Origin of the sequence: Streptomyces fractus, from assembly GCF_049844455.1 — a bacterium.
GTDB lineage: Bacteria > Actinomycetota > Actinomycetes > Streptomycetales > Streptomycetaceae > Streptomyces > Streptomyces fractus.
Genome location: NZ_JBMYHI010000002.1, coordinates 5,179,016 through 5,202,247, shown reverse-complemented (window position 1 = coordinate 5,202,247; position 23,232 = coordinate 5,179,016). Strand labels below are relative to the sequence as shown.

At 70.8% G+C, this 23,232-nt stretch carries 20 protein-coding genes; 6 read left to right on the top strand and 14 right to left on the bottom strand.

Features of this window, described 5'->3' with window-relative positions; translation table 11 throughout:
* Nucleotides 1-380: 380 nt before the first annotated feature.
* The gene (locus tag ACP4E5_RS25525) at nucleotides 381-1,649 is read right to left on the bottom strand and encodes an amidohydrolase family protein (RefSeq protein ID WP_425832468.1); all 1,269 of its coding nucleotides are present in this window, start codon (nucleotides 1,647-1,649) and stop codon (nucleotides 381-383) included.
* Between the two features lie 248 nt (nucleotides 1,650-1,897).
* On the opposite strand from ACP4E5_RS25525, the gene afsR reads away from it, so the two are divergent.
* Together afsR and ACP4E5_RS25515 are read left to right on the top strand one after the other, a co-directional pair.
* A complete protein-coding gene (gene afsR / locus ACP4E5_RS25520; RefSeq protein WP_425832466.1) occupies nucleotides 1,898-4,882 on the top strand; it encodes an SARP-family global regulator AfsR in 2,985 nt (994 codons plus the stop codon).
* Nucleotides 4,883-5,107: 225 nt separating this feature from the next.
* Complete coding sequence (locus tag ACP4E5_RS25515; RefSeq protein ID WP_425832464.1) at nucleotides 5,108-5,284, top strand: hypothetical protein; 177 nt, start codon at nucleotides 5,108-5,110, stop codon at nucleotides 5,282-5,284.
* Nucleotides 5,285-5,432: 148 nt separating this feature from the next.
* Here the strand turns inward: ACP4E5_RS25515 and ACP4E5_RS25510 are convergent, their stop codons facing one another.
* Both ACP4E5_RS25510 and cqsA read right to left on the bottom strand, forming a co-directional pair.
* A complete protein-coding gene (locus ACP4E5_RS25510; protein WP_425832462.1) occupies nucleotides 5,433-6,614 on the bottom strand; it encodes a winged helix DNA-binding domain-containing protein in 1,182 nt (393 codons plus the stop codon).
* The gene (cqsA, locus tag ACP4E5_RS25505; RefSeq protein WP_425841646.1) at nucleotides 6,602-7,837 is read right to left on the bottom strand and encodes an alpha-hydroxyketone-type quorum-sensing autoinducer synthase; all 1,236 of its coding nucleotides are present in this window, start codon (nucleotides 7,835-7,837) and stop codon (nucleotides 6,602-6,604) included. Before cqsA ends, ACP4E5_RS25510 begins: the two co-directional genes overlap by 13 nt.
* A 151-nt stretch (nucleotides 7,838-7,988) precedes the next feature.
* Between cqsA and ACP4E5_RS25500 the strand changes: the two genes are divergently transcribed.
* Nucleotides 7,989-8,537 (top strand): EF-hand domain-containing protein, encoded by a 549-nt coding sequence (locus ACP4E5_RS25500; protein ID WP_425832460.1) that lies wholly within the window; start codon nucleotides 7,989-7,991, stop codon nucleotides 8,535-8,537.
* Nucleotides 8,538-8,637: 100 nt separating this feature from the next.
* Here ACP4E5_RS25500 and hemB read toward each other — a convergent pair whose 3' ends face one another.
* The 6 genes from hemB to ACP4E5_RS25470 form a co-directional block, all read right to left on the bottom strand.
* The gene (hemB, locus tag ACP4E5_RS25495) at nucleotides 8,638-9,630 is read right to left on the bottom strand and encodes a porphobilinogen synthase (protein WP_425832458.1); all 993 of its coding nucleotides are present in this window, start codon (nucleotides 9,628-9,630) and stop codon (nucleotides 8,638-8,640) included.
* A 99-nt stretch (nucleotides 9,631-9,729) separates the two neighbouring features.
* The gene (locus ACP4E5_RS25490) at nucleotides 9,730-11,409 is read right to left on the bottom strand and encodes a bifunctional uroporphyrinogen-III C-methyltransferase/uroporphyrinogen-III synthase (protein WP_425832456.1); all 1,680 of its coding nucleotides are present in this window, start codon (nucleotides 11,407-11,409) and stop codon (nucleotides 9,730-9,732) included.
* Nucleotides 11,406-12,368, bottom strand: coding sequence for a hydroxymethylbilane synthase (gene hemC, locus ACP4E5_RS25485; RefSeq protein ID WP_425832454.1), 963 nt, complete (start codon nucleotides 12,366-12,368; stop codon nucleotides 11,406-11,408). The genes ACP4E5_RS25490 and hemC overlap by 4 nt, the downstream gene beginning before the upstream one ends.
* Complete coding sequence (locus ACP4E5_RS25480) at nucleotides 12,365-14,002, bottom strand: glutamyl-tRNA reductase (RefSeq protein WP_425832452.1); 1,638 nt, start codon at nucleotides 14,000-14,002, stop codon at nucleotides 12,365-12,367. Before ACP4E5_RS25480 ends, hemC begins: the two co-directional genes overlap by 4 nt.
* Nucleotides 13,999-14,802, bottom strand: a complete 804-nt coding sequence (locus tag ACP4E5_RS25475) for a redox-sensing transcriptional repressor Rex (RefSeq protein WP_425832450.1) — start codon at nucleotides 14,800-14,802, stop codon at nucleotides 13,999-14,001. The genes ACP4E5_RS25480 and ACP4E5_RS25475 overlap by 4 nt, the downstream gene beginning before the upstream one ends.
* A gap of 352 nt (nucleotides 14,803-15,154) precedes the next feature.
* A complete protein-coding gene (locus tag ACP4E5_RS25470) occupies nucleotides 15,155-15,442 on the bottom strand; it encodes a glutaredoxin family protein (protein WP_425832448.1) in 288 nt (95 codons plus the stop codon).
* Between the two features lie 106 nt (nucleotides 15,443-15,548).
* Between ACP4E5_RS25470 and ACP4E5_RS25465 the strand changes: the two genes are divergently transcribed.
* From ACP4E5_RS25465 to ACP4E5_RS25455, 3 genes are all read left to right on the top strand, one after another.
* Complete coding sequence (locus tag ACP4E5_RS25465; protein ID WP_425832446.1) at nucleotides 15,549-16,487, top strand: HAD family hydrolase; 939 nt, start codon at nucleotides 15,549-15,551, stop codon at nucleotides 16,485-16,487.
* 303 nt (nucleotides 16,488-16,790) lie between these two features.
* Nucleotides 16,791-17,615, top strand: coding sequence for an ECF subfamily RNA polymerase sigma factor, BldN family (locus tag ACP4E5_RS25460; protein WP_425832444.1), 825 nt, complete (start codon nucleotides 16,791-16,793; stop codon nucleotides 17,613-17,615).
* Nucleotides 17,616-17,877: 262 nt separating this feature from the next.
* Nucleotides 17,878-19,104 (top strand): DUF5667 domain-containing protein, encoded by a 1,227-nt coding sequence (locus tag ACP4E5_RS25455; protein ID WP_425832442.1) that lies wholly within the window; start codon nucleotides 17,878-17,880, stop codon nucleotides 19,102-19,104.
* Nucleotides 19,105-19,333: 229 nt separating this feature from the next.
* Here ACP4E5_RS25455 and ACP4E5_RS25450 read toward each other — a convergent pair whose 3' ends face one another.
* The 5 genes from ACP4E5_RS25450 to ACP4E5_RS25430 all read right to left on the bottom strand — a co-directional run bounded on the left by ACP4E5_RS25450 (nucleotide 19,334) and on the right by ACP4E5_RS25430 (nucleotide 23,141).
* Nucleotides 19,334-20,377: a lysophospholipid acyltransferase family protein gene (locus ACP4E5_RS25450; RefSeq protein ID WP_425832440.1), complete on the bottom strand. Its 1,044-nt coding sequence runs from the start codon at nucleotides 20,375-20,377 to the stop codon at nucleotides 19,334-19,336.
* 14 nt (nucleotides 20,378-20,391) lie between these two features.
* Nucleotides 20,392-21,468, bottom strand: a complete 1,077-nt coding sequence (locus ACP4E5_RS25445; protein WP_425832438.1) for an NAD-dependent epimerase/dehydratase family protein — start codon at nucleotides 21,466-21,468, stop codon at nucleotides 20,392-20,394.
* A gap of 269 nt (nucleotides 21,469-21,737) precedes the next feature.
* Nucleotides 21,738-21,836: a 30S ribosomal protein bS22 gene (locus tag ACP4E5_RS25440; RefSeq protein ID WP_003948845.1), complete on the bottom strand. Its 99-nt coding sequence runs from the start codon at nucleotides 21,834-21,836 to the stop codon at nucleotides 21,738-21,740.
* Between the two features lie 150 nt (nucleotides 21,837-21,986).
* Nucleotides 21,987-22,196, bottom strand: a complete 210-nt coding sequence (locus ACP4E5_RS25435; protein ID WP_403853936.1) for a helix-turn-helix domain-containing protein — start codon at nucleotides 22,194-22,196, stop codon at nucleotides 21,987-21,989.
* Nucleotides 22,197-22,325: 129 nt separating this feature from the next.
* Nucleotides 22,326-23,141 (bottom strand): phosphatase, encoded by an 816-nt coding sequence (locus ACP4E5_RS25430; RefSeq protein ID WP_425832435.1) that lies wholly within the window; start codon nucleotides 23,139-23,141, stop codon nucleotides 22,326-22,328.
* Between the last annotated feature and the right edge of the window lie 91 nt (nucleotides 23,142-23,232).

Genomic DNA, 23,232 nt, shown 5'->3' with positions numbered 1-23,232 from the left:
CCGGCGCAGGTTGGGCGCTGCGGAGGCGCCGGCTCGGGAGCGCCACCGACGGGGGCCGAAGCCCCCGGAGGGGGCGGGCGGGTGGGAGATGACCGGGCGCCGCAGCCCGGCGCCGTCGGCGTAGCCCCACGACCCCGCGCCCCCGCAGTCCCGCAGCCCGGCACCGCTCGGCGCCGCCCCGCAGCCCCATACCGCCCACGCGGCCCGGCGCAGCACGGACCAGCGCGGCACGGACCGGCGCGGCACGGCCCGGCGCAGCACGGCCCGGCGCAGCACGGACCGGCGCGGCACGGCGCGGGGCACGGCATGGCCCGGCACGTCGCAGCCCGGCGGTGCCGCGGAACGAGGGCCGAGGCCCTCGCCCCGTCCCCCGCCCCCGCTCAGGGCGTCCAGCGGCCGTCCGCGTTCAGGCCGAGCAGGTCGATCGCGTTGCCCCGCACGATGCGGTCCACCACGTCCGGCGCCAGGTGACCCATCTGCGCCTCGCCGACCTCCTTCGACTTGGGCCACGTCGAGTCGGAGTGCGGGTAGTCCGTCTCGTAGAGCACGTTCCCGACGCCGATCGAGTCGAGGTTCTTCAGCCCGAACGCGTCGTCGAAGAAGCAGCCGAAGACGTGGTCGGCGAAGTACTCGGACGGCGGCTTGCGCACCTTGTCGGCGACGCCGCCCCAGCCCCGGTTCTCCTCCCACACCACATCCGCGCGCTCGAGGATGTACGGGATCCAGCCGATCTGCCCCTCCGCGTACATGATCTTCAGGTTCGGGAACCGCTCGAACTTGCCGCTCATCAGCCAATCCACCATCGAGAAGCAGCAGTTGGCGAAGGTGATCGTCGACCCGACGGCGGGCGGCGCGTCCGGCGACGTAGAGGGCATCTTGCTGCTGGACCCGATGTGCATGGCGATGACGGTCCCGGTCTCGGCGCACGCCGCGAGGAACGGGTCCCACTCGTCGCCGTGAATGCTCGGCAGCCCGAGATGCGGCGGAATCTCGGAGAACGCGACCGCCCGCACCCCGCGCGCCGCGTTGCGCCGCACCTCGGCCGCCGCCAACTCCGGGTCCCACAGCGGTACGAGGGTCAGCGGTATGAGCCGCCCCTCCGCCTCGGGCCCGCACCACTCCTCCACCATCCAGTCGTTGTACGCCTGGACGCCGAGCAGCCCGAGCTCCCGGTCCTTGGCCTCGGTGAAGGTCTGCCCGCAGAAGCGCGGGAACGTGGGGAAGCAGAGGGCGGACTGGACGTGGTTGACGTCCATGTCGGCGAGCCGCTCCGGCACGCTGAACGACCCCGGCCGCATCTGCTCGTACGTGATGACTTCCAGCTTGATCTCGTCCCTGTCGTAGCCGACCGCGGTGTCGAGCCTGGTCAGCGGCCGGTGCAGATCCTCGTACACCCACCAGTCACCGATCGGCCCGTCGTCGCCGGGCGCGCCCATCACCGGCGCGAACTTCCCGCCCAGGAAGGTCATTTCCTTCAGAGGGGCGCGGACGATACGGGGACCGGTGTCGCGGAACTTCTTCGGCAGCCGGTCGGACCAGACGTTCGGCGGTTCGACGGTGTGATCGTCGACGGAGATGATGCGGGGGAAGTCCGCTGATTCCAGAGGGTTCTGTGCGTTCCGGGTGCTTTCTGTCTCCGTGGTCTCCATAGGCTCACGGTAGCGCCGATCTGACGACCCGTCAGCTAGTGCGGGCGCGGTGGTTTCGCACCGACTCCCCGTCCTTCCCGGTGGCTCACGCGTGAGGTCTGTGTGATGGGTGCCTTTCATGGCTGACGTTTCCGCCATGAACAAGGCAAACTGACGGGAGTTGTCTTTGATGTGCGCGCGACACGGCGCGCCGGTTGGACGGCGCGGCAGAATGACGTGTGCGGATGCGGCAGCAGGGAGCAGTGAAGATGGCGGGTGGACCGCGGGTACCGGAGCAGCGGCGTGCCGCCCTGCCCGACGACCCCTCGGACGCGGCCCCGGCCGCCGTCGGCCTGCGCTTCAGCGTGCTCGGCCCGGTGCGGGCCTGGCACGGCGGAGAGCCCCTCTCCACCGGCTCCCCGCAGCAGCGCGCACTCCTCGCCGCCCTCCTGCTGCGCCAGGGCCGCACGGCGACGGCGGCCGAACTCATCGACTCCGTATGGGGAGATGAGCCCCCCTCGCAGGCACTGGCCGCGATCCGCACGTACGCCTCGCGGCTGCGCAAGATCCTCGGCCCCGGCGTCCTGGAGACCGAGGCGGGTGGCTACGCGCTGCGGATGGCGCGGCCCGACGCCCTCGACCTGGCGGCGGCCGAGGAACTGGCGGCGCGGGCCGAGCGGGCGCGACAGTCCGCCGATCTGTGCCGGGCGCGTACGTTGGTGAACGAGGCGCTCGACCTCTGGGACGGCGAGCCGCTGGCCCACGTACCGGGCCCGCACGCGGAGACGGAGCGCGCCCGCCTGGAAGAGTGGCGACTCCAACTCCTCGAAACGCGCCTCGACATGGACCTCGAACAGGGCTGCCACGCGGAGGCCGTCTCGGCCCTCACCGCCCTCACCGCGGACCACCCGCTCCGCGAGCGCCTGCGCGAACTGCTGATGCTCGCCCTCTACCGCTCCGGCCGCCAGGCCGAGGCCCTCGCCGTCTACGCGGACACGCGCCGCCTGCTGGCCGACGAGCTCGGGGTGGACCCGCGCCCCGGCCTCTCGGAGCTCCAGCAGCGCATCCTCCGCGCCGACCCGGCCCTCTCCGAACCCTCGGCGCAGCCGCCGGAGCCCGCACAGACGCCGCAACGCCCGGCCCAACTCCCGGCCACGGTCCCGGACTTCACGGGCCGCGCCGCCTTCGTGACGGAGCTCAGCGACACCCTCGCCTCCGCGTCCTCCGAATCGGGCGCCGGCTCGGTGATGGCGGTCTCGGCGGTGGCGGGCATCGGCGGCGTCGGCAAGACCACCCTCGCCGTGCACGTGGCACACGCGGCGCGTCCCGCGTTCCCCGACGGCCAGCTCTACGTGGACCTCCAGGGCACGAGCCCGCGCCCCGCCGAACCCGAGACGGTCCTCGGCTCCTTCCTCCGCGCCCTCGGCGTCCCGGACGCGTCGGTCCCCGATTCCCTGGAGGAGCGCTCGGCCCTGTTCCGCTCGACCCTCGACGGCCGCCGGACCCTGGTCCTCCTCGACAACGCGCGGGACGCGGCGCAGGTCAGGCCGTTGCTGCCGGGCACGGCGGGGTGCGCGGCGCTGATCACCGGGCGGGTCAGGATGGTCGACCTGGTCGGGGCCCACCTGGTCGACCTGGACGTCATGTCCCCCGAGGAGGCACTCCTCCTCTTCACCCGCATCGTCGGCGAGGAGCGCGTGACATCCGAGCGCAAGGCGGCGCTCGACGTGGTCGCCGCCTGCGGCTTCCTCCCCCTGGCGATCCGCATCGCGGCCTCCCGCCTCGCGGCCCGCCGCACATGGACGGTCTCGGTCCTCGCCGCCAAGCTGGCCGACGAACGCCGCCGCCTCGACGAACTCCAGGCCGGCGACCTGGCGGTCAAGGCCACCTTCGAACTCGGCTACGGCCAACTGGAACTCCCCCAGTCCCGCGCCTTCCGCCTCCTCGGCCTCGCGGACGGCCCCGACATCTCCCTGGCCGCGGCCTCGGCGGTCCTGGACCTCGACACCGAGTCGACGGAGGACGTCCTGGAGTCCCTGGTCGACACGTCCCTCCTCGAATCCGCCGCCCCGGGCCGCTACCGCTACCACGACCTCGTCCGGCTCTACGCGCGTGCGTGCGCCGAACGCGACGAAACACAGGAGGCCCGAACCGCCGCGACATCCCGCCTCCTGGACTTCTATCTGGCGACGGCGGCCGGGGTGTACTCCATCGAGCGGCCCGGGGACCGGCTCGTGGACCACCTGACGCCGACGGTCCATTCGGGACTCTCCTTCGACGACCGGCAGACGGGCAGGGACTGGCTCTACAGCGAGGCGGTCCCACTCCTCGCCTGCGCCAGGCAGGCGACCGGGAAGGAGACCCTGCGCCGAGGCATCGACCTCTTGTGGGCGGCGGTCGACCTGGCCGAGTCGGGTGCGAACTCGAAGGAGTACGAGGCGACCGCCGCCCTGTTGCACGAGGCCTCGCAGGAGATGTCCGACGTCCGCGGCGAGGGCAGGGCCTGCGTGGTCCTGAGCAACGCCCGGCTCTTCTCGGGCGCCTTCGACCGTTCCGAGCAGGAGGCGCACCAGGCGCTCGCTCTCGCCGAGACCCATGACGACCCGCTGGCGCGCTGCTGGGCGGCCAACATTCTGGGAAACATCGCCTTCTACCAAAGCCGCCATCGCGATGCCGAGGTCTACTTCAACCGGGCCATAGAGGAGTTCAGGTCGTGCGAGGACCTGGCCGGTTCGGCCAGCCCCCTGTGCAACCTGTCCCGGATCCACCTGGCCACCGGCCGAGCGGACTCCGCAGTCACCCTCGCCCGACAGGGCACCGAGATCTACGAGCGGCTCGGACACTCCCTCCGGGTCGCGAACGGCCGCTACGCGCTGGGGCTCGCGCTCGGCAGCACGGGCCAACACGAGGACGCCACCGAACAGTTGGAGCAGGCGCTCACCATCTTCCGGAACAGCCGCCAGCGGCTCTGGGAGGGCATGGCCCTGTGCCGGCTGGCCGAGGTGGACCTGAACGCCCACCGGCCGACGCACGCCGCGAGCAACGCCGAGTCGGCGCTGACGATGCTGCGCGGCATCGGCGGAGCGTGGCGCCGGGGCAACGTGCTCACCGTCCTGGGCAAGGCCCTCAGCGACCTCGGCCAATCGGGACGCGCCGAGGTCTGCTGGCGCGAGGCCCTCGACATCTACGAGGACCTGGGCTCCCCGGAAGCCGTTGACGTACGGTCACTTCTGGCGCCCGCCACGGCGCCGTAGCGGGTGGCGACGAGGCGGGCTCCGGAGCCGTTCATCGTTCGTTTATCGCGAGGGTGCAGTCTCCATGTTGCCGGGCCGTCGCGTCGGGGGGCAGACGGACCGCCGGATGAGCCGCTCCACCTGAAGTCCGGGTGGGTGGCCGCGGTCCAACCGGCCGCCCTCGGGGGAGCGGCCGGTTGGACTCGTTCCAGTCCAGCCCAGCACGCCCACAGGGGAGGCATCACCATGAGCACAGAACAAGACCCGGTCGTCGAGCCGGACAACACCCACGTCACGGGTGGCGAGGACGGCGAGGAGATCCAGCCGCTGAACACCCACGTGACCAGCAAGCCGGCCGCCGTCGACGCGGACGCCGGCGAGGTCGAGCCGGACAACACCCACGTCACGTCCGAGCCCAGCTGAACCACATTCCCGACGGGGATCGGCCGCGGCGGACCGGAGGGGGAACCGCCGCGGCCGAGGTGCGTCCGCACCCGGGTCGTACGGGACTGTGACGTCGGATGACGACATATTCGTCGTCCGACGTCACAGACAACCGTTTCGCCAAGAACTACCGCGCCAGCACCCTCACCTCCGCCACCGGCAGCCCCTTCTCCCACCAGTGGTCGTACCGGCGGTACGAACCCGAGTCGCGTTGCGTCAGTAGGTGGGACACACCCCGCGCCTCCGTCGCCAGTTCCTCCCACGTCTCCTCCGGCAGCGGGCGGAACGCGCCGACCTCCACGCCGTCGCCGTCCGCGGCGAGGCGCCAGACGCCGGAGACGTAGCCGTCCACGAGGACCGTCGGCAGGACGTCGCCGTTCACCCGCGTCACGTGCTTGCGGTACTCCGGCGGGAGGACCCGGCCCCGGTCCGCGTACGCGAGGAGCGCGCTGTCCCACATCGCCATCAGACGTGGCGGCGCCGGGACTTCGGCGTCGGGGCGCACCCCGCCCGGCACGTCGTACAGCACCTCGCCACCCGGCCCGGCCAGCCGCTCCAGGTCCTCGCAGAGCGCGAGCGCCGCCCGCACACGCCCCTTCTGTACGAGGGCGAACTGGGCCACGTCCGCCACCGACGCCGGCCCGAAACCCGCCAAGTAGCGGCGGATCAGGGCCCGCAGGCCCGCCTCCATCGCCTCCGGGTCCCGCAACCGCGGCCGCGCCGCCGCCTCCGCCGCCACGAACAACTGCCGCTTGTCGGAGGCGTACGACCAGGGCGATCCGGCGACCGGCGCGTGCCACAGCGGCGCGTACTGCCGCAGCATCCGGCACGCCGTCACCAGCTTGTCCCCGGCGACGACCCCACTCGTACTCGTGAACCATGACGTCAATTCGGCCGCTGTGCGCGGCTGTTGGGTGAAGCGCAGCAGTTCCGGGAGCAGTCCGTCCGCGTCCTCGGCCACCAGCCCCGACACCCGGAACCGCGGATCGCCGAGCCGCGCGCCTCGCACCGTCGGCTCCACCGCCGCCCGGAAGTCCCGGTAGTCGTCGACGTGCACCGCGTGCAGCGTGATCCGCATCAGCGTCGATTTCACCGCCCGGAATCCGCCGAACACCGCGTCCAGGTCCCCCGGTTCGAACCCCGCCACCCGATTCCACAGCGCCACGTAGGGAGAAGCGGGCGCCTGCGCCTGGAGTGCCACCGCCCGCCGCACCGCCTCCTCCACCCCCACATCCGCGCGCTCCAACAGCAACTGCCGTGCCAGAGTGGCCCTGTTGAGGCCCCGCGCGGTGATCGTCACAGCTGACATGGCAGCGATTGTCGCGCGGCCACACACGCCGCCACCACCCGCTCCACCTCCGCGTCCGTGAGCCCGGCGTGCAGCGAGATCCGCACCACGCACCCCTTCCGCCTCGTCGCGGGCGGCACGAACGGCGCCCCGAACACACCCCGTCCCTCCAGCGCGTCCCGCAGCACGATCGTCTCCGCCTCGTCACCGGCCTCCAGGGACACGATCTGACCGCCCGATCCACCCACATACAAAGGTGGCCCGATACGCTCCAATTCCCCTCGTACGTAAGCCGATACATCACGCAATCGCGCCCGCCGGTCATCCGCGACGCGCACGATATCCATCGCCGCACGCAATCCCGCCACATCGTGCGGCAACAACGTGGAACTGAAAACGGCCGGCGGCGCCGTGATTTTGAAATACTCGACGAAATCCGGGAGTTCAGCCTCCACCGGACCCTCGCAGGCAATGAATCCGGCACGTCCCGCGAATGCCTTGGAGAGGCTGGCCGTCCTGAACCAGACGGCCTCGCTCCCCGGCCCCGCCGCCCCGGGCCACAACCCGGCGCCCCCGTCCCCCCAGACCCCGACCGCATGCGACTCGTCCACCACCATCACACACCCGGCCGCCCCCGCCACCGCCGCCGTCTCCGCCAGCGGGCACACGCTGCCGTCCGTGCTGTAGAGCGAATCCACCAGCACGAGCCCCGGCCCGTAGGTGTCGATGCGCCTGCGCAGATGACCGGGGTCGTTGTGCCGGAAGCGGCGCAGCGCTCCGCCCGCCGCCCGCGCACCCTCCCACAGGGACATGTGCGCCAGCGTGTCGACGTACACGGGCGTACCCTCGGTGACGATCGTCGCGAGCAGCCCGGCGTTCGCCTCCCAGCCGGACTGGCAGAGGATGCCGGACCGGGCACCCATGAACCGTGCGAGGTCGGTCTCCAGGGCGAGTTGGGGCTGGTCGTCGCCGTGCAGCAACACACCCGACATCAGCGTGTCGTTCCCGCGCTCGGCCAGCGTGCGGGCCATCGCCTCGACGACCACCGGGTCGCGCGCGAGGCACAGGTAGTCATTGCTGTTGACCAGTACCGCGTCCGGCCCCGGCCGCGCCCCGTGCAGCACATGCCCGCCCGCCCACAACTTTCCCTTCCGTTCCCTGCGGAATACGTCGACGCGTTCTCGAAGCGGCCCCGTGAACGCGTCGGCGGCCCCTGGAAACCCGGCATCAGCCGCGCATTCCATCCTCAACGGTGAACTCCCTTTATTGACGCGGCACTTTCACCCGTCCGGGGCGAGCCGCAACAACCGTTCAACGAGATCCGGGCCCTAATGTTCTGCGCGGACGACACCACCACGCCATCCCCGCCATCCCCGTCATTCAGGAGCGTTCGCCGTGCCAAATGTTCTCGACACCAAACTCGACCGCGCCTTCACCATGCTGGACGCCGACGGCGACGGCGCCCTGGTCAGCGACGACCTCACCACGCTCGCCGGGAAACTGGCCGCGGCCTTCGGCCTCGTCGGCTCCCCCAAGGCCACGCGCCTGCACGACGCCTTCGCCCTCATCTGGGAGCAGGACCTGCGGCACATGGACGCCGACGGCAACGGGTCCATCGACCCGGCGGAGTTCCGCGACGGCATGCGTCGGGCGGCCGACGGCGAACACCGGGCGGCGTTCCTGACTCGGCTGAACGAGATGGTCGCTGCCTGGATGGACATCGCCGACACGGACGGCAACGGCGTCGTCGACCTCGACGAGTTCACCACGATGTACACACACACCCTGGGCGCCGACCCCGGCGACCTCGCCACCGCCTTCGCCCGCCTCGACCTCGACGGCAACGGTTCCCTGGACGCCGACGAGATCCGTCGCGCCACGGAGGAGTACTACACGAGCGAATCCCCGGACGCCCCCGGCAACTGGCTGTTCGGCGCCCTCTAGCGGCCTCCTCCGGAGGAGGCCTCCAAACGCGACGCGCGCCGCTCCCTGTGAAGGGAACAGCGCGCGCCCGCGACATCCGATGTCGGCCTCGGCCTTCGCCTCAGTCCAGCTTGCGGGCCACCTCCGTGGCCCAGTACGTGAGGATCATGTTCGCACCGGCCCGCTTGATGCCGAGCAGCGACTCCATGATCGACTTGTCCCGCTCGATCCAGCCGCGCTGCGCCGCCGCCTCGATCATCGCGTACTCGCCGCTGATCTGGTACGCCGCCACCGGCACGTCGGACGCGTCGGCCACCCGGGCCAGGATGTCGAGGTACGGGCCCGCCGGCTTCACCATCACCATGTCGGCGCCCTCCTCGAGGTCGAGCGCCAGCTCCCGCAGGGACTCCCGGACGTTCGCCGGGTCCTGCTGGTACGTCTTGCGGTCACCCTGGAGCGAGGAGCCGACGGCCTCGCGGAACGGGCCGTAGAAGGCGGAGGAGTACTTCACCGTGTACGCGAGCACGGCGACGTCCTCGCGGCCGATCTGGTCCAACGCGTCGCGGACGACGCCGATCTGACCGTCCATCATGCCGCTCGGGCCGACGATGTGGGCACCCGCGTCCGCCTGGACCTGCGCCATCTCCGCGTACCGCTCCAGCGTCGCGTCGTTGTCGATCCGGCCCTGCTCGTCGAGGACGCCGCAGTGGCCGTGGTCCGTGAACTCGTCCAGGCACAGGTCGGACATGACGAGCAGGTCGTCGCCAACCTCGGAGCGCACGTCCCGCAGCGCGAGCTGGAGGATCCCGTCGGGGTCGGTGCCGACCGTGCCCCGGCCGTCCTTCTTCTCGTCCAGCGGCACGCCGAACAGCATGATCCCGGAGACGCCCGCCTCGGCGGCCTCGGCCGCCGCCTTCTTCAGGGAGTCACGGGTGTGCTGGTACACGCCCGGCATGGAGCCGATCTCCACCGGGGCGTCGATCCCCTCGCGCACGAACGCGGGAAGGATCAGGTCGGACGGATGCAGCCGCGTCTCGGCGACCATGCGGCGCATGGTGGGAGTCGTGCGCAGCCGCCGCGGCCGCGAACCGGGAAAAGAACCGTACCGAGTCACTGAACCTGTCACCTCTACCTACCTACGGGATACCCGTGAAAACAGAAGGGCGGGCATCCGGACCCGTAAGCCCGGAAAATGCCCGCCCCACACTCTTCCTTACGGAGCCGCGCGCCGCCGCCGCGACCCCGGCCGCCGCTCACTCGGCCGCGTCACCGGATCCCCCGCATCAATGGCGGCAGCCCTCCGCTTCGTACCGAAGTCCGCAAGCGCCGCCGCCAACTTCAGCACCGACGGCTCGGGCGCCATCACATCGACCCGCAGCCCGTGCTCCTCGGCCGTCTTGGCCGTCGCCGGGCCGATGCAGGCGATCACCGTCACGTTGTGCGGCTTGCCCGCGATGCCGACCAGGTTCCGCACCGTCGACGACGAGGTGAAGAGCACCGCGTCGAAGCCGCCGCCCTTGATCGCCTCACGCGTGTCCGCCGGCGGCGGCGACGCGCGCACGGTCCGGTACGCCGTCACGTCGTCGACCTCCCAGCCCAGCTCGATGAGCCCGGCGACGAGGGTCTCGGTCGCGATGTCGGCGCGCGGCAGGAAGACACGGTCGATCGGGTCGAAGACCGGGTCGTACGGCGGCCAGTCCTCCAGGAGACCGGCGGCCGACTGCTCGCCGCTCGGCACCAGGTCCGGCTTCACGCCGAAGTCGATGAGGGCCTGCGCCGTCTGGTCGCCCACCGCCGCGACCTTGATCCCGGCGAAGGCGCGGGCGTCGAGCCCGTACTCCTCGAACTTCTCGCGGACGGCCTTGACCGCGTTCACCGAGGTGAAGGCGATCCACTCGTAGCGGCCCGTCACCAGGCCCTTGACCGCGCGCTCCATCTGCTGCGGCGTGCGCGGCGGCTCGACCGCGATGGTCGGGACCTCGTGCGGCACGGCACCGTAGGAGGTGAGCTGGTCGGAGAGCGAGGCCGCCTGCTCCTTCGTCCTGGGTACGAGCACGCGCCAGCCGAACAGCGGCTTCGACTCGAACCAGGACAGCTGGTCACGCTGGGCGGCGGCACTGCGCTCACCGACCACGGCTATGACCGGCCGGTTGCCCTCGGGCGACGGCAGCACCTTGGCCTGCTTCAGGGTCTGCGCGATCGTGCCGAGCGTCGCCGTCCAGGTCTTCTGCCGCGTCGTCGTACCGGCGACCGTGACGGACAGCGGGGTGTCCGGCTTGCGGCCCGCCGCCACCAGCTCGCCGGCGGCGGAGCCCACGGAGTCGAGCGTCGTCGACACGACGACCGTGCCGTCGGACGCGCCGACCTCCGTCCAGCAGCGCTCGGAGGCGGTCGCCGCGTCCACGAAGCGGACGTCGGCGCCCTGCTCGTCACGGAGCGGCACACCGGCGTACGCGGGCACACCCACGGCCGCCGCGATGCCGGGCACGACCTCGAAGGTGATGCCGGCTGTCGCGCAGGCGAGCATCTCCTCGGCCGCGTACGTGTCGAGGCCGGGGTCCCCGGTGACCGCACGCACGACCCGCTTGCCGCCCCTCGCGGCCTCCATGACAAGATTGGCCCAGTCCCTCAGAGCCGGGACCATGACGGCAGTTGACGGGCCGTCAGGGGTCGCCGTGCGCTCGGGGGCGCCCGTGGCGTCGAGGACGGTCACGCCGGCCTTGGCATGCGTCCGCACGACGTCGAGCACTTCGGGCTCGGCGATCAGCACATCCGCTCGGGTCAGGGCCTCCACGGCCCTGAGGGTCAGCAGTCCTGGATCACCGGGACCCGCACCCAGGAAGGTGACGTGCCCAGGTGCACAGGCGGTCGATACAGCGGTGGTGGGGCTCATCGTGCTCGCTCCCCCATCAGACCGGCCGCACCCTTGGCCAGCATCTCGGCGGCGAGTTCCCGCCCGAGTGCCAGCGCCTCGTCGTCCGACGAGGGCACGGGACCGGTGGTGGACAGCTGCACCAGCTCGGAGCCGTCGGTCGAACCGACGACGCCGCGCAGGCGCATTTCCTTGGCAACCTGCCCGTCGACCAGCAGGTCGGCCAGAGCACCCACAGGTGCGCTGCAGCCGGCCTCCAGGGCGGCGAGCAGGGATCGCTCGGCGGTCACGGCGGCCCGCGTGAGCGGGTCGTCCAACTCGGCGAGCATGGCGACGAGTTCGCTGTTGTCAGCGGCGCACTCGACAGCCAGTGCCCCCTGGCCGGGGGCGGGCAGAACCATGTCGGGCGCGAGGAAGTCGGTGACCTCGTCGGTGCGCCCCGCGCGGCTGAGGCCGGCTGCCGCGAGAACCACCGCGTCCAGCTCGCCCTTCTCCACGAACCCGATCCGGGTGTCGATGTTCCCACGGATCGACACCATCTCGATGCGCTGACCGTGGGAGCGGGCGTACGCGTTCAGCTGCGCCATGCGGCGCAGCGAACCCGTGCCCACCCTGGCGCCCGCCGGCAGGTCCGTGAACTTCAGGCCGTCACGCGCGATCAGCACGTCCCGCGGGTCCTCGCGCACCGGGATGGCGGCGATCACCAGGTTGTCGGGCTGTGCGGTCGGCAGGTCCTTGAGCGAGTGCACCGCGAAGTCGATCTCACCGCTCGCGAGCGCGTCGCGCAGGGCGGTGACGAAGACGCCGGTACCGCCGATCTGCGACATCGGCTCGCGGGTGGTGTCACCGTACGAGGTGATCTCCACCAGCTCGACCTCGCGGCCGGTCAACTGACGTACGGCTTCGGCCACATGCCCCGACTGGGTCATGGCCAGCTTGCTGCGCCTGGTGCCCAGCCTCAGGGCTTTCTCGGCGGTCATGCCGGGCCTCGATTCTTGCCTTCTGCTTCGTGGGGGGTGGCCCGGGAAACGGCGGCGACCGTCTCCTGGTCCAGGTCGAACAGGGTCCGCAGGGCGTCCGCGTACCCGGCGCCGCCGGGTTCGGCCGCGAGCTGCTTGACCCGTACGGTCGGCGCGTGCAGCAGTTTGTCCACCACGCGCCGCACGGTCTGGGTGATCTCCGCGCGCTGCTTCTCGTCGAGGCCGGGGAGCCTGCCGTCGAGCCGGGCGATCTCGCTCGCCACCACGTCCGCGGCCATCGTGCGCAGCGCGACGACGGTCGGCGTGATGTGCGCGGCCCGCTGCGCGGCGCCGAACGCGGCGACCTCGTCGGCCACGATGCCGCGCACCATGTCGACGTCGGCGGCCATCGGCGCGTCCGCCGAGGCCTCGGCGAGCGATTCGATGTCGACGAGGCGGACCCCGTCGATACGGTGCGCGGCCGCGTCGACATCACGCGGCATCGCCAGGTCGAGCAGGGCGAGCGCCACCTGGCGTACGGGCTCGGGGACGCGCTCGCGGCGCATCTCCGGCACCCGTCCGGCGACGGCGAGGGCGGCGATGGTCTCGGCCTCCGAGGCCTGGACGGGGCGCACCTGCTCGCCGGGGGCGTTGTCGACCCAGGCGCCGTGCTGCTCGAGAGCGGCGGCGTCGAATCCGGCGACCGCGGCCTCGCCCTCGACGGAGAAGCCACCGCGCACCGCCTCGACGGAGCCGCCGTCCGCGGCGGACCGGCCCGGGGTCGCGGAGGGTGCGCTCGGCACCTCGCCGCCCGCTGTCGGCGTGCGGCCCGCGACGGCGGAACGCACCGCGTCGGCGGTCAGGACGAGTCCGGTCGCGCCGGTGCAGGAGATGGCGACGTCGGCACGTGTCAGTTCGTCCGCCACGGCGTCCATCGCGACCGCACGGGCCGCCGTTCCCGCGTCGCCCAGGATCTCCACGAGGCGGTCGGCGCGCTCCAATGTCCGGTTGGCGACGACGACTTCGGCCACTCCGGCCCGCGCGAGCGTGGCCGCGGCGAGCGAGGACATCGAGCCGGCGCCGATCACGAGCGCCCGCTTGCCCTGCGCCCACCCGTCCACCGACTGCCCGGCGGCGAGCTGCTCAAGGCCGAAGGTGACGAGCGACTGCCCGGCACGGTCGATCCCGGTCTCCGAGTGGGCGCGCTTGCCCACCCGCAGTGCCTGCTGGAAGAGGTCGTTGAGGAGCTTGCCCGCGGAGTGCAGTTCCTGCGCCCGCGCGAGGGTGTCCTTGATCTGGCCGAGGATCTGCCCCTCGCCGACCACCATCGAGTCGAGCCCGCACGCCACCGAGAACAGGTGGTGCACCGCCCGGTCCTCGTAGTGCACATAAAGATAAGGAGTGAGCTCTTCGAGGCCGACGCCGCTGTGCTGGGCGAGCAGCGTCGACAGCTCGGCGACACCGGCGTGGAACTTGTCCACGTCCGCGTACAGCTCGATGCGGTTGCAGGTGGCGAGCACCGCGGCCTCGGCGGCCGGTTCGGCGGCGAGCGTGTCCTGCAGCAGCTTCGCCTGGGTGTCCGGGTTCAGCGCGGCGCGCTCCAGGACGCTGACGGGGGCGCTGCGGTGGCTCAGACCGACGACGAGGAGGCTCATGCCGGCATCACGGCGGGCACGTCCCCGTCGGGTCCCTTGCGGTCGTCGTTGTTCTTGGCGGCACCGGCGGCGGGCTTGGTGACCTTGGCGGCCGGGCCCTCGACGCCCACCGCGCCCTCGGCCGCGTCCACCGGGACCTCGCCGGCCTTGCGCTGCTCGTGGAAGGCGAGGATCTGGAGCTCGATGGAGAGGTCGACCTTGCGCACGTCCACGCCGTCGGGAACGGACAGCACCGTCGGCGCGAAGTTCAGGATGGAGCTGACGCCTGCGGCGACGAGCCGGTCGCAGACCTGCTGCGCGGCGCCGGCCGGGGTCGCGATGACGCCGATGGAGACGCCGTTCTCGTCGATGATCTTCTCGAGGTCGTCGGCGTGCTGCACGGCCATGCCCGCGACGGACTTGCCGGTCATCGCCGGGTCGGCGTCGATCAGCGCCGCGACGCGGAAACCGCGCGAGGCGAAACCACCGTAATTGGCAAGCGCCGCACCGAGGTTACCGATACCGACCATCACGATCGGCCAGTCCTGCGTGAGGCCCAGCTCGCGTGAGATCTGGTAGACGAGGTACTCGACGTCGTAGCCCACGCCGCGGGTCCCGTACGAACCGAGGTACGAGAAATCCTTGCGCAGCTTCGCGGAGTTGACCCCCGCCGCGGCCGCGAGTTCCTCGGAGGAGACCGTGGGTACCGAGCGTTCCGACAGAGCGGTGAGGGCTCGGAGGTACAGCGGAAGCCTGGCGACGGTGGCCTCGGGAATTCCTCGGCTGCGGGTCGCCGGTCGGTGAGTTCGGCCAGTTGCCACGGTGCTCCTGCGGGTAGAGCGGGGCTGTGGGCGGCACCCTGCTACTCGACCGCCCCGTCGAATGCAGGCTATGTCTTTGTGAACGCGTGCACAAAGATGGTGTCCGATTTGCCCGGCCAACGTGACCGGGCTCACGCGCGCCCCGCGCGCCTCCGTGGAACCGGCGCGCAGGTAGCTTCGTTGCTCACCTGTGGGGGCCAAAACGGCACACTCTCCTCAACGTTGCCAAGATCCACGCCCCCGAGACCAAAACCGCCCCCGATCCTAAGCGACTTTTGGGACCAGTTGGACTGCTCGGTCAGTGACCTGTGCGACCGGTCCCGGGCCGACCAGGGGCGTTGCGCGCGGTCCGTCACCGAGTGAGCGCGCGTCGCAGCCGCTCCTCCTGGACGCGCCAGAAGTCGTGCTGCGCCCCGTCGACGAGGACGACCGGGATCTGCTCCCAGTACTTGCGGTACAGCTCCTCGTCCTCGGTGATGTCCTTCTTCTCCCAGGCCGCTCCGACCTCGGCGCACACCTTCTCGATCACCGACTGTGCGTCGTCGCACAGATGACAGCCGGGCTTCCCGATCAGCGTGACGATCCGCTCACTCGGATCCTTCTTCTCGCGGTTTCGAAAAATGGGACTCATACCGGCCATTCTCGCCCCACTCACGGCCCTCCTGTCGCCGAGAATTCACGTGCGGACAGGCTCTCGAAACCCGCGCGACTCCGGAACCCCCGAACAGAATGGCTATGCTCACGACATGGCCGCTCTCGGATGGCTCACACCCCGTAGGCGCTCCGCCACCGCGCGGAGCGTGCTGGCAGGCGAGGCTTCGGCCGAGGCCGCCCGCAAGTCCTCCCAGGAGCTGGAGGACCAGGCGCCGCAGGTCGACGAGGCCGCGCAGGAACCGGAGTTCCCGGTCGCGGGCGACGACAAGGCCGCCGCCTTCTTCGACCTGGACAACACCGTGATGCAGGGCGCGGCGATCTTCCACTTCGGCCGGGGCCTGTACAAGCGGAAGTTCTTCGAGCGCCGCGAGCTGACCCGATTCGCCTGGCAGCAGGCCTGGTTCAGGATCGCCGGCGTCGAGGACCCCGAGCACATGCAGGACGCGCAGAACAGCGCCCTGTCCATCGTGAAGGGCCACCGCGTCGCCGAGCTGATGTCCATCGGCGAGGAGATCTACGACGAGTACCTGGCGGAGCGGATCTGGCCCGGCACCCGCGCCCTCGCCCAGGCGCACCTGGACGCGGGCCAGAAGGTCTGGCTGGTCACCGCCGCGCCCGTGGAGATCGCCACGGTCATCGCCCGCCGCCTCGGCCTGACCGGCGCGCTCGGCACGGTCGCCGAGTCCATCGGCGGCGTCTACACCGGCAGGCTCGTCGGCGAACCGCTGCACGGCCCCGCGAAGGCCGAGGCCGTCAGGGCGCTCGCCTCCGCCGAGGGCCTGGAGCTCGGCCGCTGCGCCGCGTACAGCGACTCGCACAACGACATCCCGATGCTGTCGCTCGTCGGACACCCGTACGCGATCAACCCGGACACGAAGCTGCGCAAGTACGCGCGCGAGCGTGACTGGCGGCTGCGGGACTACCGCACGGGCCGCAAGGCCGCGAAGGTCGGCCTCCCCGCCGCGGCCGGCGTCGGCGCCGTCGCGGGCGGTACGGCGGCGGCGATCGCGCTGCACCGTCGCCGTCGCTGACGACATTCCGAACGTCTTACCCGGGCACGGCCCTCGCCAGTCCCGTTGGTACCACTCGGCCACAACGCGTCACGCCCGGACACGGAATCTGAACCGATTCGATCAACAAACGGTCACTCTCTGGTACTTGAATCGCCGTCGAGCGACTACAGAAGTGACGTAATCGGTGATTTGAGCAACTGGGTGTAGTGCTCCCTGCACGAAGCGTTATTCTCCTCAGACGCAAACCGGTACCCACGCGTCAGCACGACGGGTGAACGGTCCCGCACTGCACGTGATGGAAGCTCTGCCTCTGGGAGTCCCGTGTACCCACACGTCGGGGTTGACGCCTCGGGCCTGGCTACGCTGCACGCGACGGTCGTGGACCGCTTGCGCGGTTTCGTCCCCACCGCGTACGCCGTCCCCGCCCTCGCCGCTGCGGCAGCGTCGGCCGTGCCCACCCCTGCCTCGCCATGTTTCGCCATGGCCGATTCGACCGCGGCCACCGTCGGCAGACGGGCCCGCTCCGGGTCCGCCGGCGCCTCGGGCACCGCTGCCCGGTCGGCCACACCTACGGCCCGCCGCCCCGCGGCCGACAGCGACAGTGCCCGCATGATGGATCTGGTCGAGCGCGCCCAGGGAGGCGAGGCCGACGCGTTCGGCAGGCTCTACGACCAGTACAGCGACACCGTGTACCGCTACATCTATTACCGCGTCGGCGGGAAGGCGACGGCGGAGGACCTCACCAGCGAGACCTTCCTGCGCGCGCTGCGCCGCATCGGCACGTTCACCTGGCAGGGCCGCGACTTCGGCGCCTGGCTGGTCACGATCGCGCGCAACCTGGTCGCGGACCACTTCAAGTCGAGCCGCTTCCGCCTCGAAGTGACCACGGGCGAAATGCTCGACGCGAACGAGGTGGAGCGTTCCCCCGAGGACTCCGTCCTGGAGTCCCTCTCCAACGCGGCCCTGCTCGACGCGGTGCGCCGCCTCAACCCGCAGCAGCAGGAGTGCGTGACGCTGCGCTTCCTGCAAGGCCTGTCCGTCGCCGAGACCGCTCGCGCGATGGGCAAGAACGAGGGCGCGATCAAGACCCTCCAGTACCGGGCGGTGCGCACCCTGGCACGGCTTCTGCCGGACGACGCCCGCTGAGCCCGGCCGCCTCTTCTTCATCCCTGGACCCGTTACTGCCCGCAGTCCCCAACTCACCTACGGTGAAAGAGAGATGGGATCGCGCTCGGATCGCCTTTCGCGCGTAACCCAAGTACCGAGCCGCTCGTTGTGCGGGATGCAGGCTCCCTGTGGTCACTCCCGATCGGAATGCACTCACTCTTTGGTGTGTATCCGGTACCGGGGGTGCAACCCCAGGACCCCCTGGGGAGTCGACCGTCATGATTGAGAGGAGGTGCCGCCAGTGATCGCGAACGTATCGGCACACCGGCGGGCGAACGCCTTCGCCCAGGCCCTGGAGGACCAGTCCGACCAGGACCCGGCGGCGCAGCAACCGGAAGAAGAACCGGCCGCCCGGCACAGCGACGCGGCGGCGGCCGAGGAGGGCGGGCTGCTGTCCCTGGCCGCGGCTCTCGGCGAGCTGCCGAAGCCGGAGTTGGACCCCGAGGTCAAGGTCGTGCAGCGGGCGCAGCTCGTCGCAGCGATGGAGGCCATGGTCCAGGAGGGCGGCGCGGCCACCTCCGTTCCGAAGCAGCGTCAGGGCAAGGGCGCCCACCGGGCGAGTCCACTGCGGAAGCTGCGGCCCCGCTCCCGGCTGACCAAGGGCATCGCGGCGGGCGGGCTCACGGTCGGTGTGGCCGCGGGCGCGTTCAGCGGTGTGGCCGCGGCGTCGTCCAGCGCACTGCCGGGTGACCACCTCTACGGCCTCAAGCGCGGCATGGAGGACCTGAAGCTGGGCATGGCGCACAGCGACTCCGACAAGGGGCAGGCCTACCTCGACCAGGCGTCGACGCGGCTGAGCGAGGCGCGGCGCCTCATGGAGCGCGGCCGCACGGGACAGCTCGACCACGAGTCCGTGGGCGAGGTCAGGCGCGCGCTCTCCGGGGTGCAGTACGACGCCTCCGAGGGCCACCGGCTGCTCAGCGACGCGTACAAGCGTGACGGCGCCCTCGGCCCGATCCAGGCCCTGTCCACCTTCTCCGACGCGCACAGGCAGAGCTGGACGGCCCTGAGCGACCGCCTGCCGGTCCAGCTCGGGGACGTGCGGGACCAGGTCAGTTCGGTCTTCGACGCCATAGACGAAGAAGTCGGCCCGCTGCGCTCCCTGCTGCCGCGGACCCCTGACGAGAAGAGCGGCGCGACGAGCCCTGGCACCAGCCAGGACGGTACGTCGCCGGGGACCCCGGGCACCCGCGGCTCCACGCCGTCCGGCTCCGCCTCCCGGGACGACAAGACGTCGACGAAGCCGAAGCCGTCCACGTCCGACACCGGCAAGGACGACGAGGGCCTGCTCGGCGAGAACACGGGCGGTCTCCTCGACCCGCCGAAGGACCGGACGACCCCGAGCCCCTCGGACGGCAGCCCGGGCTCCAACACGGACACGGGCTCCCCCAAGCCGGACGTGACGGTGCCCCCGCTACTCCCCGGCCTACTGCCGGGCCTGGGCGTCGACGGCGAGGACGCCAAGTAGTTCTGCCACGGAGGGGGTGCGGGGACCGGTTCCCTGCACCCCCTCTTCGTGCTCCCGCTCAGAAGAACACCGACCGCCGCTGTACCAGCAACTTGGCCCCTTCTCTCTGCTGCCCTCGCACTGCTCCGCAGGCTTCGGACAGCTGCGCCGGACTCCGTCCGCCGACACGACAGCCCCCGCCACGGAACAGAAGCCGACCCCGGCCCGCACCCCCGCTACGTGGTCTTCCTCAGAAGAACACCGACCGCCGCTGTACCAGCAACTTGTAGAGCGTGTGCTGGATTTGTTCGCGGACCTGGTCGGTCAGGTTGAACATCAGCATCGGGTCCTCCGCCGCCTCCGGCGGATAGCCGTCCGTCGGGATCGGCTCGCCGAACTGGATCGTCCACTTCGTCGGCAACGGCACCGCACCGAGCGGCCCCAGCCACGGGAACGTAGGCGTGATCGGGAAGTACGGGAAGCCGAGGAGCCGCGCGAGCGTCTTGGCGTTGCCGACCATCGGGTAGATCTCCTCCGCCCCGACGACCGAGCACGGCACGATCGGCGTGCCGGCGCGCAACGCGGTCGACACGAACCCGCCCCGCCCGAAGCGCTGCAACTTGTACCGCTCGCTGAACGGCTTGCCGACGCCCTTGAAGCCCTCCGGCATCACACCGACCAGCTCACCGCTCTCGAGCAGCCGCTGCGCGTCCTCCGCGCACGCCAGCGTGTGCCCGGCCTTGCGCGCCAGCTCGTTGACCACCGGCAGCATGAACACCAAGTCGGCCGCGAGCAGCCGCAGATGCCTGCCGGTCGGATGGTTGTCGTGCACGGCGACCTGCATCATCAGGCCGTCCAGCGGCAGCGTCCCTGAGTGGTTGGAGACGATCAGGGCCCCGCCCTCGGCCGGGATGTTCTCGATGCCCTTCACCTCGACGCGGAAGTACTTCTCCGCGATCGGCCGGAGCACCGACATCAGGACCTGGTCGGTGAGCTCCTCGTCGTAGCCGAACTCGTCGACCTCGTAGTCCCCGGTGATCCGCCGCCGCAGAAACGCGAGCCCGCCCGCGATCTTCCGGTCCCAGCCGCCGCCCTGCGACGGCTCGGCCGGCTCCTGCGGCCCGGACTCGGGCGCGGGTTCGGACCGCGGCTGCTGCAACGGCCGCACCTCCCGCACGGCCACGGGTTCACCCTTGCGTCGCGCGCCACCCCCTCGGCCGCGGCGCGCGGCGCCCTTCGCCGCCGCCCCTCGCGACCTGTCGTCGTCGAACGGAATGACCTTGGCGTCCGCCATCGTTGATGCGCTCCTCAGTTGGCGCTCTGCGTCGGGGGGTGGCTGGGGCCGGTACTGGCACCGCCCAGGAAGGGCAGCGCGGCGATCCGGTCGACGGCCCCCGCGAGGGCCTGCGGCGGCAGCAGTCCCGGGCCACGGCCGCGCACGAACTCCGCGAAGGCCTCCGCGGTCGTGTACTTGGGTTCGAAGCCCAGTGTGTCGCGCATCTGGGCCGTCGACACCATCCGTCCGTGCGTGAGCAGCCGGATCTGCTCGGGCGAGAAGTCCGTCACCCCCAGCGTACGCAGCGCGCCGCCCACCCAGGTGACCGCGGGAAGGAGGACGGGGACGGTCGGCCGGCCGAGCCGCCGCGAGCACTGCGAAAGCAACAGCACGCCGTCACCGGCGACATTGAACGTGCCGCTGTTCAACGTGCCCCTGACCGGCTCGTGCGAGGCGATCCGCAGCACCTCGATCACGTCGTCCTCGTGCACGAACTGCAACCGCGGGTCGTAGCCGAACACGGTCGGCAGGACCGGCAGCGAGAAGTACTCGGCGAGCGGCGAATCCGCCGTCGGCCCAAGAATGTTGGCGAAGCGCAGCACGCACACCGCGACGTCGGGTCGGCGCCGGGCGAACCCGCGCACATAGCCCTCGACCTCCACGGTGTCCTTGGCGAAGCCCCCGCTCGGCAGCGACTTCGGCGGCGTCGTCTCCGTGAAGACGGCCGGGTCGCGCGGCGCCGAGCCATAGACGTTCGTACTGGACTTCACCACCAGGCGCTTCACGTTCGGCGACTTCTGGCACGCACCGAGCAGCTGCATCGTGCCGATGACGTTGGTCTCCTTGACCCCGCCGCGGCCCCCGCTGGCGAGCGGGGTCCCCGTCACGTCCATGTGCACGACCGTGTCCACGGCGTACTCGGCGAGCACCCGCGCGATCGTCGGCTGCCGAATGTCGGCCTGGAGGAAGTCCGCTCCGCCCAGATGGTGCGCCGGCGGCACCGCGTCCACGCCGATGACCCGGTCCACCTCGGGGTCCCGCTGGATCCTGCGTACGAACCGGCCGCCCAGCTGTCGGGCCACCCCCGTCACGAGCACGACCTTGCCCAAGATCAGCGCCTACCTTCCGTCCCAGCCCCGCCGCGCTCCGCAATCACTGCTGCGGGCCACGTTAGCGGTTCGATGTTGCGCTGTGATGACTGCTCGATGCAGGAAGTGACGACGGACACACATGCAGGTAACAGGTGGTTCCGAAGTGAACATTTGCCTGTTCAAGGGCGCTGTCGCCCCGTGCCGCTTCCCCCGGCCCGCACAACGCAATGTGGCCCTCCCACCGGATGGTGGAAGGGCCACAAGGCGCGCTTTACAGCAGACGCCGCTTACTTCTTGTTGCGACGCTGCACGCGGGTGCGCTTCAGCAGCTTGCGGTGCTTCTTCTTCGCCATCCGCTTACGCCGCTTCTTAATGACAGAGCCCACGACTACCCTCGCTCACTTCTCGGACAACCCCCGCGGTGCGGGGACAATCACTCGGTGCGGGGCTGCATTGGGGCCCACACGACCTACGAGGGGCTAGCCTACCCCGCCCCGAGTGCCGAGCAGAAATCGAGGTCCGCGGGACCCCGTGGATCAGCCGGCGTCCACCCCCACGTAAGAGTCACGGAGGTACTCGTGAACCGCATTCTCCGGGACTCGGAAGGACCTCCCCACCCGGATCGCGGGCAGATGACCGCTGTGCACCAAGCGGTACACGGTCATCTTCGACACACGCATCACCGCGGCGACCTCCGCCACGGTCAGGAACGCCACCTCGGATAGAGGCCTCTGCTCAGCAGCCATGACACACCTGAACCTTCCGCACTCGACGGCCACCGGCTTCCCCTTCCGGTGACTCAACGTCGTTGCGTGCTCACTCCCCAATGTAGAGGCGGGTGATGCGAGTGGGGAAGAGGAGCAGCGATCGGCCGCCTACTGTGACAGACACGCTCGATTGAGTACATAGCGAGTAAGCGGTCGGTAGTAATCAGACCGCACAGCGTCATCAAGTGGAACGACGACGGACACCTGCCCCTCGGCCTCACCGACGAACAGGGCGGGATCGTCCGTATCGGCCAGACCGATGGCGTCGAACCCCAACTGACCTGCACCGCAGACCCATCCGTGGTCTCCGATGACCAGCTCGGGCAGCGGCTCGCCGGCCTCCGAGAGCGCACCCAGCACCAGGCGAACCGGGAGTGGCGAGTGAGTGTGTGCGCCGGTCTCACTTCGCACCGGGTACGCGCCCGGTTCCCGCATCAGCGCGACTCCCCGGACGTAGTCGAGGTTGTACGTGCGTAGACCGAACCGGGTCGTTATGTCGACACTCCGACCCTGCGCGGGGGTGAGGACGGGGCAGCCCACCGCCGACAGGGCGTCCGCCAGCGCGGCGTAGAAACCGAGCAGCCGATGCGGGTGGCCCGTCCCGAACAGCACTGGGGACCGGCTCTCGGCGGCCCGGCCGAGGCGCTCCGCAAACGCGTCGAGCGCGGCCAGGGTCCGTTCCGGATCGATGACATCGTGACCGGTCCGGTCCCGCGGATCCCCGGAGACCCCGCACTTGTCCGCCATCAGCGCGAGCAGCTCCCGGTGGCCCCACGCCCACTCGGGGTCGAGCCCGAGCATCACCCGCGGATCCCGCGCCTCGAACAGGCGGTAGCTCCGCAGGCTCTCCTCACGGGAGGTCGCCACGGGCCCGGCAAGCCGAGCCGCCAACAGGTGCGCACGCAGTGCGCCGACGCTCAACACCCTTGTGATGTTGCTGCATTACCCCCGCGCCCACCCCGACTTCCCCGAAACACCCCACAGTCGGAGTAACACCCCGCCCCGCCGGACAGCG